The 12,847-nt window shown below is 54.1% G+C and carries 12 protein-coding genes; 5 read left to right on the top strand and 7 right to left on the bottom strand.

Annotated elements, in window-relative coordinates; translation table 11 throughout:
- Window positions 1-10: 10 nt before the first annotated feature.
- Genes Q1Y74_RS06425 through Q1Y74_RS06410 form a run of 4 tightly spaced genes read right to left on the bottom strand, consistent with a single transcriptional unit; the run spans window position 11 to window position 4,474 of the window.
- Window positions 11-1,615 carry an MFS transporter gene (locus tag Q1Y74_RS06425; protein WP_300813060.1) on the bottom strand — a complete coding sequence of 535 codons (1,605 nt, stop codon included), beginning with the start codon at window positions 1,613-1,615 and terminating at the stop codon, window positions 11-13.
- Window positions 1,612-2,682, bottom strand: a complete 1,071-nt coding sequence (locus Q1Y74_RS06420; RefSeq protein ID WP_300813058.1) for an HlyD family secretion protein — start codon at window positions 2,680-2,682, stop codon at window positions 1,612-1,614. The genes Q1Y74_RS06425 and Q1Y74_RS06420 overlap by 4 nt, the downstream gene beginning before the upstream one ends.
- A gap of 45 nt (window positions 2,683-2,727) precedes the next feature.
- On the bottom strand, window positions 2,728-4,044 hold the full coding sequence (locus Q1Y74_RS06415) for a TolC family protein (protein ID WP_300813056.1): 1,317 nt from the start codon (window positions 4,042-4,044) through the stop codon (window positions 2,728-2,730).
- Entirely contained in the window at window positions 4,025-4,474 is a 450-nt protein-coding gene (locus Q1Y74_RS06410) for a MarR family transcriptional regulator (RefSeq protein ID WP_300813054.1), read from the bottom strand. Before Q1Y74_RS06410 ends, Q1Y74_RS06415 begins: the two co-directional genes overlap by 20 nt.
- A gap of 734 nt (window positions 4,475-5,208) precedes the next feature.
- On the opposite strand from Q1Y74_RS06410, the gene Q1Y74_RS06405 reads away from it, so the two are divergent.
- The 3 genes from Q1Y74_RS06405 to Q1Y74_RS06395 are packed head-to-tail and all read left to right on the top strand — an operon-like array spanning window position 5,209 to window position 6,935.
- Window positions 5,209-5,808 (top strand): hypothetical protein, encoded by a 600-nt coding sequence (locus Q1Y74_RS06405; protein ID WP_300813052.1) that lies wholly within the window; start codon window positions 5,209-5,211, stop codon window positions 5,806-5,808.
- Window positions 5,809-5,820: 12 nt separating this feature from the next.
- Window positions 5,821-6,405, top strand: coding sequence for a GNAT family N-acetyltransferase (locus tag Q1Y74_RS06400; RefSeq protein WP_300813080.1), 585 nt, complete (start codon window positions 5,821-5,823; stop codon window positions 6,403-6,405).
- Window positions 6,402-6,935, top strand: a complete 534-nt coding sequence (locus tag Q1Y74_RS06395; RefSeq protein ID WP_300813050.1) for a helix-hairpin-helix domain-containing protein — start codon at window positions 6,402-6,404, stop codon at window positions 6,933-6,935. The genes Q1Y74_RS06400 and Q1Y74_RS06395 overlap by 4 nt, the downstream gene beginning before the upstream one ends.
- Before the next feature lie 198 nt (window positions 6,936-7,133).
- Here the strand turns inward: Q1Y74_RS06395 and Q1Y74_RS06390 are convergent, their stop codons facing one another.
- Window positions 7,134-7,973 carry a flavodoxin gene (locus tag Q1Y74_RS06390; protein ID WP_300813048.1) on the bottom strand — a complete coding sequence of 280 codons (840 nt, stop codon included), beginning with the start codon at window positions 7,971-7,973 and terminating at the stop codon, window positions 7,134-7,136.
- Window positions 7,974-8,226: 253 nt separating this feature from the next.
- Here Q1Y74_RS06390 and Q1Y74_RS06385 point away from each other — a divergent pair, with 253 nt between their 5' ends.
- The gene (locus Q1Y74_RS06385; RefSeq protein ID WP_300813046.1) at window positions 8,227-9,777 is read left to right on the top strand and encodes an ATP-binding protein; all 1,551 of its coding nucleotides are present in this window, start codon (window positions 8,227-8,229) and stop codon (window positions 9,775-9,777) included.
- Window positions 9,778-9,789: 12 nt separating this feature from the next.
- The gene (locus Q1Y74_RS06380; RefSeq protein ID WP_300813045.1) at window positions 9,790-10,188 is read left to right on the top strand and encodes an SRPBCC family protein; all 399 of its coding nucleotides are present in this window, start codon (window positions 9,790-9,792) and stop codon (window positions 10,186-10,188) included.
- 98 nt (window positions 10,189-10,286) lie between these two features.
- Here the strand turns inward: Q1Y74_RS06380 and Q1Y74_RS06375 are convergent, their stop codons facing one another.
- Together Q1Y74_RS06375 and Q1Y74_RS06370 are read right to left on the bottom strand one after the other, a co-directional pair.
- Entirely contained in the window at window positions 10,287-11,000 is a 714-nt protein-coding gene (locus tag Q1Y74_RS06375) for a peroxiredoxin (protein ID WP_300813043.1), read from the bottom strand.
- 144 nt (window positions 11,001-11,144) lie between these two features.
- Window positions 11,145-12,458 (bottom strand): histidine-type phosphatase, encoded by a 1,314-nt coding sequence (locus Q1Y74_RS06370; protein ID WP_300813042.1) that lies wholly within the window; start codon window positions 12,456-12,458, stop codon window positions 11,145-11,147.
- Between the last annotated feature and the right edge of the window lie 389 nt (window positions 12,459-12,847).

The raw sequence follows: 12,847 nt of genomic DNA, 5'->3' as shown, positions 1-12,847 counted from the left end.
AGGCGAAACGTCACACCATATCCTCGCCTGTGTGAATGACCGGTACCCGTACCGTCTTGTGGAACGGGATGAAGCGGGAAACGACGGCAATTATCAGGGTCACCACAAAGAGCCAGCCCAGGATGTGCTTCAACGCCAGCAAGGTGCCCTGCTGCTGAAGAATGCCGTTGAGCGTGTTGGTGGCCAGTTGTGTGGCCTCATCAATGCCATGTCCCTGCGCCAGGCTGCTGTCCAGCGTGGACTGCCAACGCGAGGAGGCCAACGGGTCGACAGCCGTAAAGGTCTCGGAGAGTTCCACCACATACTTCTGCTGCAGGCGGTAGAGCATGTTGCTGTAAAAGGCCGACGCACAGACCGGAGTCAGTACCGAACGGAAGGTGATGAGAAAAAAGGCATTGGAGAGCAGATACTTCGGAGGAAGGTCTTCCACCGCAAACAACGCAAAGGCAATGATAAGCGTCAGCATGCCCAGGCCACGAAGAAACATGGGAAGGTAGAGCATCTCGTAGGTACTGTCCGGCGACACGCCGAAATAAAGGATGCCGAAGAAGAGAGCAAAACACCCCATGCCGCCGGCAATGAGGAAACGGAAGCGCCACCGTTGCCACCTGAACCACCAGAAACAGATGAAAGCCCCTACCACATAGCCCGGCAGCAACCAGATGTAGAGCGTATAGCTGTGCGTGTTGTCCACACGCAGAATGGTGGTCAGATAGCTGGTGAGCAGACTGGTGGAGGTACTGAAAAACATCACCAGCATCATGTAGAAATAGCCCACGATGGCTTTCCACTGGAACAGCGGCTTCAGGCTCACGAAGGGCTGGGTCGAATGGAACTGCTCCCACAGGAAGAGGGCAATGAGCAGCGGGGCAATGACAATGAAGACGCAGATGCGTGTGGATGCCATCCAGTCGAGTGTCTTACCGTACGTGATGACGTAAATCAGCATCAGGATGCCCGTAGCGATAATCAGCATCTCGCGGGGATGCAGTTCGTTCCAGGGAATGGGACGCGAAGGCCGGTCGTGACGGAAGAAAAGGATGACAGCCAGAATGGCTATGAGCAGCAGGAACATCATGAAGTAGTACATGTACTTCCAGTCGTAGTGGTAGGCAAGCAGGGCCGTGATGACCATCGAAAGCTGCCCTCCGCCGAACACCAGCGGATAAAAATAGGCATAGAACTCGCTTCGGACATCCTTCGGACTGAAGATGAACTTGATGCGGCGGATAATCCAGAGCATGAGGAAGCCCTTCAGGAAGCCGATGAAAAAACTGGCTGTTATCAGGAAACCGATGTGGCTCTGCCGCGCACAGAACCAGCTGAGGAAAAACTGAAGGGTGAGGTTGACCAGCAGCAGGGATTTGCCGGAGAAGGTGTTCAATATCTTGGGGACTATGGGATAGGACACGGCCATGCCTGCCGAGGCGGCATAATAGCCGATGGTGATGTCCTCCGTATAGACCCCCAGGGTGTTTGACACCTCCACCATGCTGCCCGTATAGGTGCCGTTCAGCATGGCGATGGGGAGCATCACCAGAAAGACCGTGGCTATGGCCAGCGGGTCGGGCACCCAGGAGCGGGCCGGTATGTCGAGTTCGCGGGCCGTCTTCATTTCTTCCTCAACGCTTCGGTGACCACCATCATGCCGGCACGCAACTGGCTCATGCTTTCATCGTCCACATCGTCCAGGTCGATGCGGACGGGTATGCGCTGCTGCACCTTCACGAAGTTGCCTGCCGAGTTGTCCGTAGGCACCAGCGAATACTTGGAACCTGTGGCCTCGGAGATGGCAGTCACATGCCCGTGGAGTATCTTTCCCGGCAGTCCGTCCACCCGGATGCGCACCGGCTGGCCGATGTAGATGTTGGAAATCTGTGTCTCCCGGTAGTTGGCCGTAATCCATTTTCCGGACTGGCGGACGATGTACGAAAGTGTCTGTCCGGCACTGACGTATTGACCGGGTTCCAGCGTACGGCGCCCCATGTAGCCGCTGTAAGGGGCGGTCACCACGGTGTAGGACAGGTTCAGGTTCGCCAGGTCGAGTGCGGCCTCGGCACGCAGGATGCCGGCCTCTATACCCACCTGTTTTTTGTTGGCCTCCTCATATTGCGAGCGGGCGGCCTCCTTCTGCCGCAGCAGGGCCTCGTAGCGGGCACGGGCAGCGTCGAAAGCGGCTTTGGCCTGATCGTACTGCTGTTCGGGGACGGACTCTTCCTTCAGCAGCCGTTCATAGCGGTGGAAGTCCTGTTCGGCCTGCCACAGATTGGCCTGCGCCTCGGCCAGGTTGGCATCCTGTTCGGCAATGCGGGTGTGCGAAGTGCGGATGCCCGAAGCCAGCACGTCGCGGGAGCCACGGGCGTCGAGCAGGGCGGCATGGGCCTCCTTCTGCCGGATGAGGTACTCGCGGTTGTCCAGCACGACAAGCGTATCGCCGGCATTCACGTACTGATGCTCGCGGAAACGCACCTCCTGTATATAGCCTGCCACACGCACATTCACCGGAGCGATGTACTGGTCCACGAAGGCATCGTTCGTAATCTCATAGTTGACATACCTCCAGAAGTAATGGGCCGTCCAGGCCAGCCCCGAATCGGCAATGAGGATGCACACAATGTTGAGGATGATGTTACGACGTTTCCGCCGTTTCAGTCGGTTGTATTTCCGTTGATGTACAGACATAATGTGTATAGGGTAGTTTAACGTTTGTATTTCATCGGTTCCGCCTTACAATGCACCGACGGCCCGCTGCAACTGATAATAGGTATATATCACCCGGGGACGCGCGGTCGTCAGCTGCAGTTCGGCATTGAGCCGCAGGTTGTCGGCATCGAGCAGGTCGGTCAGGATGGCCAGCTGGTTCATATAACGGTTGCGCATGATGCGGTAGTTTTCCTCCGCCTGCCTCACGGACAGTTTCAGCGCCTCTACCCGGCTGGAGGCTTCGCGGTGTTTCAGCAAGGCGGCCTGCACGTCCATGCGGATGCGCTGCCGTTTCTGCTCCTCGGCGTTCTTCATCAGCTCCACGTTCTGCCGGGCTTCCCTCATCCGGTGACGGTTGGTGTAGAGCGACGAAAGCGGGTAAGAGAACGAGAGTCCGATGTTCCAGCTGTTGTTATACAGGTCGGCCATCGTGCGCGACACGGGGCGGGCCAGCGTATTGGAAGCCGTCAGCGAGAGGCGGGGCAGCTGGTCGGCCCGTGTCAGCCGGATGCTGTTCAGCGCCAGTTCCGTCTGCTTCCGGAGCAGGAGCAAGGCGGGATCAGAGCGCACGGCACGGTCTATGTAATCGGCATATCCGGTGATGGGGCAGTCCTGACTGAGCAGGGTTGTGTCCGGCACAAGCAGCAGGCGCTCGTCCAGGCCCAGCAGGATGTCCAGCTGCTGCGACACAATCCGGATGTTGTTCTCCGTCTCGTTCTCGGACAGGCGGTCGTTGGTCAGCTGCATCTCACTGCGCAGCACGTCGTTGTTCGTAATGATGCCTTCGGCTTTCAGGCGGCGGATGTCCTTCAACCGCCGTTCAGATTCTTCGATGTTCCGGTTCAACACCAGGTATTGCTTGTAGAGACTGAACAGGTTCAGGTATTTTTCCAACAATGCCAGTTTGATGTCAGCCCGGTCCGTATCCGTCTGCAAGCGGGCAATTTCCTGCTCCAGATCGGCCTTGCGGATGGCATACCGTATCCGTCCCCCCTCGTAAATAGGTTGCGTGAAGTCGATGGCATAGTTCTGCTGCCAGTCAGGCGAATCGGGACAGGTGGGGTTGCTCAGCCCGTTCTGCCAGATGACCGGCTGTCCCAGAAATCCTCCCCGAAGGCCGATGTTCACCTCCGGAAGCCGGGCTGTGCGCGCCGTCCTTGTCCGCTCTCCTGCCATTTTCTCCTTCAGGCGGTCGGCTGCCAGTTGCAGATGCTGCTCCGTACACAGGTCGAACAGCTGCTGCAGACCGAGATGCAGGGTGTCGCCCTGGGCATGCGTCCATAATGGCAGAAACAGGCACACCGCAGCCACGGCGAACCGGTCAATAACTCTCGATGACATGTTGCAGGTCTTTTAGCAATTGCATACTCTGTTGCAGTCTCTCCGCCCCCAATGCCTCTTCCAGCCGGCTGTAATAGTCGGTCAGGAAAGGAGCCAGCCACTGATGGAAGGCTTCGCCCTCGCCGGTCAGATAAACCAGCTTGTTCCGCCGGTCTTTCGGGTCCTCGCACCGGCATACATAGCCCTTGCGTTCCAGATTGGCCAGGAGGCTGGTCAGGCAGGCCTTGTCCTTCGATATGCGTTCGGCCAGCGTCTGCTGGCTGATGCCCTGCTCAATCCACAGGCAGCTCATCACCTGAAGCATCTCGAAGGTGATGCCGGCATTGGTTCTTTTCAGCAGCCGCTGCATGGCCTGTCGCGAAGCCATACGGGTGCGTATCAGTTGCAGGATACAGTCTCTCGACGTAATGTGTACTTTTCCTTCAGTCATAATCGTTGTTGGGGGGTTATCCTTTTCGGTTTGCAAAGGTAAAGCTTTCCGCTTAAAAAGTCAAACATTTGACTATTTATCCCCTTCAAGACTCCGAAAGCGCTCAAAAAAGCGACACAGAAAAGCGACCGGCCCCACCGGACAACAGAAACAGATACCTTCCAAAAGCTGACGGCAAGAGACGGAACGCAAGAGGTCTGAAAGCATCTTTTGTAAGGAAATCTCCTAAACCCGTATTCCTCATTGCGTGTCTTTGCAATCAATTGTCTGTCAATCGATTACAAAATCCACATCTCAGCCGTATACAGAGGCAGTCTAAGTATACGACTGAGGGTACCTAAGTATACGACTGAGGGCACCTAAGTATACGACTGAGGTGGGCTAAGTCCGGGACTCCTGCCCGTTTGTCAGGTATTTTAACCATTTCCCCGTCAGTCCGCTTCCCCAAAGAAAATGTCAGGAAGCAAATATTGCCCACCGCATGGCGGCCAATCCGTTCCTTTTCCCTATTTTTGTGCCATGGACGGCCGATACTGGCCGTGCCGAGACAAAGAGAACATATCCTCCCCTTATCAGGAACCAAAGAAAGACAGTCAAATGAAACTGAAAACATCATGGCAGGAAGCCTTCGTAACGGCCGTCCATGCAGATTGCGCCCAAAGCCACACCCCACTACCCGGGTGCGGAGCCGGGCAAATGAATAGAAACAAACATGCGGCAGGAAACAGACACCCATGAAAAACAGAAAGGCAGACATCACACAGGCAAGCAGCTGGAAACAGCTTGTCGGCGACAGGCTTTCCGGAGCCCGGGTAGCCGGTCTGGCCGCCGGACTGCACCATGACGGGCAGGGCATTGCGGAAATATGCGCCCTGATGTTGGGGAACGGCAACGCCCGTGCCTCGTACAATGCGGCGTGGATACTCACCCATCTGTCACGCGAGGATAAGGACCTCTATCTCTTCCCGATGATTGACCGGCTGATTGATTTCGCCCTGTCTCCGGAGCGGCATGCGCACCGCGGGCTGTTCTTCTCCATCCTGTCAGACTTCACCCGCCTGCCCGAGAACCGGACCGATCTGCTCGATTTCTGCATGTCCCACCTTGCCGACACGGACATGAGCCACAGCAGCCGCTCGTACATGATAAAGATAGCCGCCCGCCTGTGCAGTCCCTATCCGGAGTTGGTGAACGAACTGCTCCTGTGCCTGGAGTTGCTTCCTCCCGGCCAGCCCCCAAGCATCGCCTGTGTCAAGCGGAGGGTCATGAAGGAGCTGACGAAAACACAGCGGAAAAGACAAGGCCCAAGCATAACATACAAGAAAATCCAATAGCCCATGAAAACAATTACACTTGAAACATCCCGCCTCGTCCTCCGTCCGTGGAACGAAGACGATGCCCCTTCACTGTACCGATATGCCTGCCATCCGGATATAGGCCCGATTGCCGGATGGACACCACATACATCAATAGGAAACAGTCTTGAAATCATCCGTACCATTTTCTCAGCTCCTGAAACTTACGCTGTTGTGTTAAAGGCTACCGGTGAGCCTGTTGGCAGTGTTGGCATCATGTTCAGTGACGGTATGCACAGCGCCACAATGGAACAAGGCGATGCCGAAATCGGATACTGGATAGGAGTACCTTACTGGGGGCAGGGACTGATTCCCGAAGCCGTGCGACGCTTACTACACCGTTGCTTCGAAGAACTCAACATACCGACTGTCTGGTGTGGTTATTACGACGGGAACATGAAGTCGTGCCGCGTCATGCAAAAGTGCGGATTTACCTTCCATCACACGGAAACAGGAAAAGTATCGCCGCTGGGCGATGTCCGCACAGAGCATTTCATGCGGATGACAAAAGATGAATGGAATACCCGCAATGACAGGAGACTCACATCCGAAACCTCCCATCATCCCCTATCATGACCGAACTCCGCCAAATCCCCAACGTAGGTGCCCGGACCGAACAAGACCTGATTGCCATGGGCTACACTACCATCGCCTCGCTGCGCGGCAAGCGGGCAGAAGAACTTTATGCCGAAGAATGCCGGCTGCGCGGTTGTCCGATAGACCGCTGCCAGCTCTATCTGTACCGCGCCGTAGCGTACTTTGTCAATGCCGAAAATCCCGACCCGGACAAATGCAAATGGTGGTTGTGGAAAGATGAATTTGCAGAACCCTCGCCCTGCGGAGCCGTATGTACGGAATGCGGCAACTTCCCTGCCTCATGCAGCGGATGCCGGAAGATTCGCGGCAAGGTATTCTGGCTCCGGTTTACGGGCCACGATGTCTGCCCCATCTACCAATGCTGCCGCGAAAAAAGGAAAAAGAACTGCGGCGGCTGCCCCGAACTGCCTTGCCGCCGCTTCATGAAAGATCCTGCACTGACGGACGAGGAGAACGAGGCCAACCTGAAAAAGATGCTGGAACGCCTGCAAGAAGCGGCGGAAAAATAAAGGAACTGCCGTACAGGAAGGCATGGCGGGAGGCTGCGCAGGCATGCGGCCGACGCTTCATGTGCAGCATGGCCCGGGAAACCGCATGTACGTTGTAGAGACGCAAAATTTTGCGCCTCTACCATTCAGTCAAGCAATCAGGCCTCGGCAAAGGTCTTTGCACACCTTCAATCCGACAGGATACCCCATCAGTCCGCCTCACCGCTCCACTTCGGTAAATTCGGGCTTGGCATCCGGCCCGTTGCCTGCTGTCACATAGATGGTTGCCTCGATGTCGTTGCCGCGGGCATCCTTGCTCCTGGCGGTGAAGCGATAGTCGGTGCCGTCCGGAGTAGTGCGCTTGCCCACGGTTACAGGCGTACCCAGCGGATACTGATAGTCTCCGCAGGCGGCATCAAAGATTTTCACTTCGCCGGCAGTGACCGGTTGCTGGGCCGAATACTCCGGCAGCTTTTCCACCTCACCTTCCAGATAGCCGTTCTCCACGAGGAAACGCTCCACCTCGGCGGGCGCCTTGGCAAGGCGGGCATTGCGTACCCCGTATCCGGGCAGGATCTCGGCCTTGGGAAGCGCCTGTTTCAGGTCCTTCATGCTGGCTCCCAGGCCACCGCTTCCGAAGGTGCAGAAGGGGACAATCTTCTTGCCCGCAAAGTCTGCCTGCTTCACTAGCGAAGCCATCGGCAGGGCATAGGTCCCGAACCAGATGGGATAGCCGAGGAAGATCACGTCATAGTCCGACCAGACGGCCTTCAGCGCCTTCAACGCAGGCAGTTCACCGTTCTGCATCTCCTTCTGACAACGTTCAATGGTCTCCCGGTAAGTGCCGTCGTAGGGCTGCTCTGCCTCGATGCGCAACGTATCGGCACCCAGCAGGCGGGCAAACAACTGTGCCACCTGCTGCGTGGCTCCCGTCTGCGAATAGTAGACCACCAGGTATTTCTGTGCCTTCGGCCCAGAGTTCGTCGCCTCGCTTTTCTTCTGCGGGTTACAGCCCACCAGTGCCAGGAGAGCTGCAAACAAAGTCAATCCTTTCTTCATTGTCTTTCAGTTTTTCATGTCCATAATTCTTGTTTCTGATACTCTGATTGCAAAAATAGCATTTCATCCGAAGATTATAACAGAGAAGAAACACTACCGTTGGCAACGGCTCCCGGATTTGTATTTTATTAAGACATCGTGCGACAAATGCCGGCACGAGAGGAAGAAGAGAAAGAATAAACGTCCCATGTGTTGTGCTTCTGCCGGAAAAGCAGTATCTTCGCCAAGGAATGATGCAAAACGTTTTACGATTATGGCAAGGTTATACCCTATCGGCATACAGAGTTTCGAGGAAATCCGCAAAGGCGGATATGTGTACGTGGACAAGACCGCCCAGCTTCACCAGTTGGTCAGCACGGGCAAATATTACTTCTTCGGCCGTCCGCGCCGTTTCGGCAAGAGCCTGATGATCTCTACGTTGAAAGCTTACTTCGAGGGACGGAAAGACCTCTTCGAGGGACTCGCCATGGAACGGTTGGAGAAGAAATGGACGGCAAGCCCCGTCCTGCACATCGACCTGAACAGCCAGGAGTATAACTCGCGCAAGAGCCTGGAGGACATTCTGGACGGCTACCTGACCCGGTGGGAGGAGCAGTACGGGCGTGACCCCGGAGGCAACTCGCTGTCACTGCGCTTTGCAGGCGTCATCCGCCGCGCGGCCGGGCAGTCCGGGCAAAACGTGGCCATCCTCATCGACGAGTACGACAAACCGCTCATCCAGGCCCTGGGCAACGATGCCTTGCAGGACGAATACCGCAGCCTGCTGAAGGCTTTCTACGGCAACCTGAAATCGTGCGACGCCCACATCCGCTTCGCCCTGCTGACGGGCGTCACCCGCTTCAGCCGCGTCAGCATCTTCAGCGACCTGAACAACCTGAACGACATCACCATGGACTGGCAATATGCCACCATGTGCGGCATCGCCGAATCCGAACTCCTGCCCAACTTCGAGGAAGACATCCGCAGGCTGGCCGAGCACCAGGGGCTCAGCTACGACGATACGTGTGCCCTCCTCCGCAAGAAATTCGACGGCTATCACTTCACCGCCAACGGCGAAGGCATCTACAACCCCTTCAGCCTGCTGAACACGTTCTACCGGATGGTACCGGACAATTACTGGTTCTCTACCGGTACGCCGACGATACTGGTGAAACTGCTCAAACAGAACCATTACCGATTGAGCGACCTCTCCCAAGGAGTTGAAGCTACCGGAGACGAACTGAACGGATTGGAAAACACCATAAATAACCCAACCCCTCTTTTCTTCCAAAGCGGATATCTCACCATAAAAGACTATGACCAACGTTTCAACGTTTATCAACTGGGCTTTCCCAACCAGGAGGTAGAACGCGGATTCCTCGATTTCCTAATGCCCAACTATGTAAACCTGAATGGTAATACGACTTCGTTCCATATCCGCCACTTCATAAGGGAAGTGGAGACTGCCCGCATCGACGACTTCATGCACCGCCTGCAGAGTTTCCTGGCCGATACGCCCTACGAGCTTATCCGCGAACAGGAGCTGCACTACCAGAATGTGCTCTTCATCGTGTTCAAGCTGTTGGGATTCTACACCGATGCCGAATACCACACTTCGCAAGGCCGCATTGACCTCGTGGTAAAGACAGCGGACTACATCTACGTCATGGAGTTTAAGTTCCAGGGTACCGCCGAAGAAGCATTGACGCAGATTCATGAAAAGAACTATGCCGCTCCCTTCGCCTCCGACCCGCGCACGCTCTATAAAATAGGTGTGAACTTCAGCAGCCGGACACGGAACATCGAGCGGTGGTTGGTGGAATAAGAACATCTCTATATGATAACCTCCACCATACAATCCGTCATTTCTGCCGACCTTCATACCGTGTGGAAGGCTGTCACATCTTTGGATGATTGTACCTGGCGTAGCGACCTCAGTCGCATTGAAATACATGATGACAAGAGTTTCACGGAGTATACTACCGGAGGTATAGGCACCCGATTCACCGTCACCGCCAGGAAACCTTACCAGCGCTATGAATTTGATATGGAGAACAACAATCTCAGCGGGCATTGGACAGGTATATTCCGTGAGACAGAAAAGGGAACCGAAGTCATCTTTAGCGAAACGGTAATAGTGAAAAGATGGTGGATGCGTCCGCTTGTCAAACCCTACCTGAAGAAACAGCAGGCACGCTATGTGACAGACCTGAAACGAAAATGCGAGCCACAATAGAGTGTACCCACAGACAAAGACGGGATGCGGCAATACCTGCCCGCATCCCGTCCTGCACTCATTATAACCAATCAGACATCATACGACATCGGTAGAGACTACCGCTTCATACCCAGCTTGCTTTCCACTTCTTCCTTGCCCAGCTGCCTGGTGCAGAAGAACCAGTCGTAGCACTTCATTTCGCCTTCCTCGCCGTCCATGCGTGCCTTGGCAACGCCACACGAACCGGCAGTGGGCACAATCACCTCGTCGCCCGGACGCCAGTCGGCAGGCAGGGCCACGCCGAAGTTGTCTGCCGTCTGCAGGCCGATGAGCACACGCTTGATTTCGTCAAAGTTACGTCCCAGCGAAAGCGGGTAGTAAAGGATGGTGCGGATTATGTCTTCCGGGTCGATGAAGAACACCGCACGCACGGCCGACGTCTGGCTCTCGCCCGGCTGAATCATGCCGTAGAGTTTGGCTACCTCCATCGTGATGTCCTCAATGAGGGGGAACTTCACTTCCACGTTCTTCATACCTTTGTAGTCAATCTTGTCCTTGATGGTGCGCAACCAGGCGATGTGGCTGTACAAGCCGTCAACAGACAAACCAACCAACTGGCAGTTGAGCGCCTCGAAGTCGGCCGCCATGGTGGCGAAGGTCATGAACTCGGATGTACATACGGGTGTGAAGTCTGCAGGGTGGCTGAACAGGATTTTCCACTTGCCCTTGTAGTCAGTAGGAAAGTTGATGACACCTTGCGTAGTCTTTGCGGTAAAGGCCGGAGCCTGGTCGCCGATTCTCGGCATTGCGTTTACTTGATTTGCTTCCATGATAATAACAGTTTTAGAGTGATACTTAAGGTTTAGTTCTCGATGATGTTGCAAAGATAGGCGCCTGCACATCATCCTCCAAACGGTTATTTCTATGGGGCAATAGAGCAAATCTATAACTCATTTACAGGGAGTCACTGCCCGTCAATCCGTATCCATCCCCTCCGACAATTCCGGCAAACAGATAGCATTGATTCGGCGTAGCCAGATACGGCGTAAATCGCTCCAATGATAAAAGGGAAAGCATTCTGTAGGCACACCGGTAAGATGAACTTCACGTTCATTAAGCAATGGCTTCACCAAAATGTCATCACTGCCAGGCTTACGGAAAAAAACTAACTGCACATTGCCGCACATCGGAATCATGCGATATGTCTGATAATATTCAGGAATGGAATCCCAAACGGCAGTAGCGTAATCGAACCCGTCTATCTGCATCAATGCCACCAGTGGAGCCAGGTTGGTATCATGACCAAAACGCAAGGTGACACATGGTTGCATGGAAGCCAATGCCGTATCGGCCGCCTCCACAAAATTACGCAAAAGGTTACGAGCCAGGTTAGGCATCTGCCCTCCGCTCAAAGGGGAAGGTCCCTGCTCGTAATACCACTCAAAATTATTCAGTTGCCAGAAGTCATATAGCTCATCTATGGTGAACAGGAAAGCAAGGTCGGGCATATTGTCCGAACTTTGACTGATGCCATGATATTCGAACAGGTCGCATGCCAACTTAACAGGGTTCTTCACTTTTGGAAGATAATCAGACGTGAAAAGCTGCTTCATGATGCGTTCCGGATGTACAAAACGTTGTTTTGCCTCTGCAAAAACGGAATCGGCATTGCGCTGGCAACTATCAGAATAAACAGGATTCTTGTATTTCAAATAATAAGCATCGTGCCGGCTGGCCTCGGTGGTGACATTCAGCCGGGGATTTAACCCTTTCAACTCCACACAAGCAGCTGCCATCGACAGGAAAGCACGGGGCTTATACGTGGAACGTGCATCCACATGCGCACCATCTACAAAGATATCGGGATAATTGTGAAACATGCGTCTCACAAGCTCACGATGCTGACGCGCACCTTTCGGTGTCAGTTCTCCATAACGGTTTTCAGCAGCCTGCGCCATCTGTCGCAAAACAGCCAGTGTACGTTTTCCGTCAGCTGTCAGTCCATTTTGTCTCTCTGCCTCTCCCAACACGACCAATGCCGGTTCATACTTATCTTTCCCCGTCAGATAACGTGAACCGTGACGCGCGTATGTACTGATGTAGCACGGCACATACCCCTCTGGAGACGGTGTGACAGGTAAGTCAGGAGCCTCATAAGCCATATATTTCCCCGCTGCCAATCGGGGATTTTCACGGATTTCTTTTTCAGCACGTGTCTGTGCATATAAATTCTGAACCAGCAGTAAACCGACAGTACAGATACACAATAATCTTTTTACCTTATTCATTGTTATCGCTTTTTTCGTCCTGCAAAAATAAACGAAAAACAGACAGAGCCCATACAACATGACTGATAAAACGGACGGTAATACTCCATTGAAATACAAACGCAACAGAAACGAAATGCTCCTGCAACTTTTATTTCCCCAAACACTCTCATAAAAATAAAACACAACGAATGATTTATGTTGTAACAGCCACCGGTTTCATAAAATCTTTCCTATCTTTAGCCACACCATTCATTGATAAACAAGACATGAAGAATTCACCAATCATTATCCGCCCTCTTCGCCCGGACGAGACTCCCCTATTACGAGACTTCCTTTACGAAGCCATCTACCTGCCCGAAGGCATGCCTTCCCCACCTCGTAGCGTCATCGACCTGCCCGAACTGCAA

The sequence above is a fragment of the uncultured Bacteroides sp. genome (genome assembly GCF_949298305.1).
Classification (GTDB): Bacteria; Bacteroidota; Bacteroidia; order Bacteroidales; family Bacteroidaceae; genus Bacteroides.
This window is presented reverse-complemented; position numbering and strand designations above follow the sequence as displayed.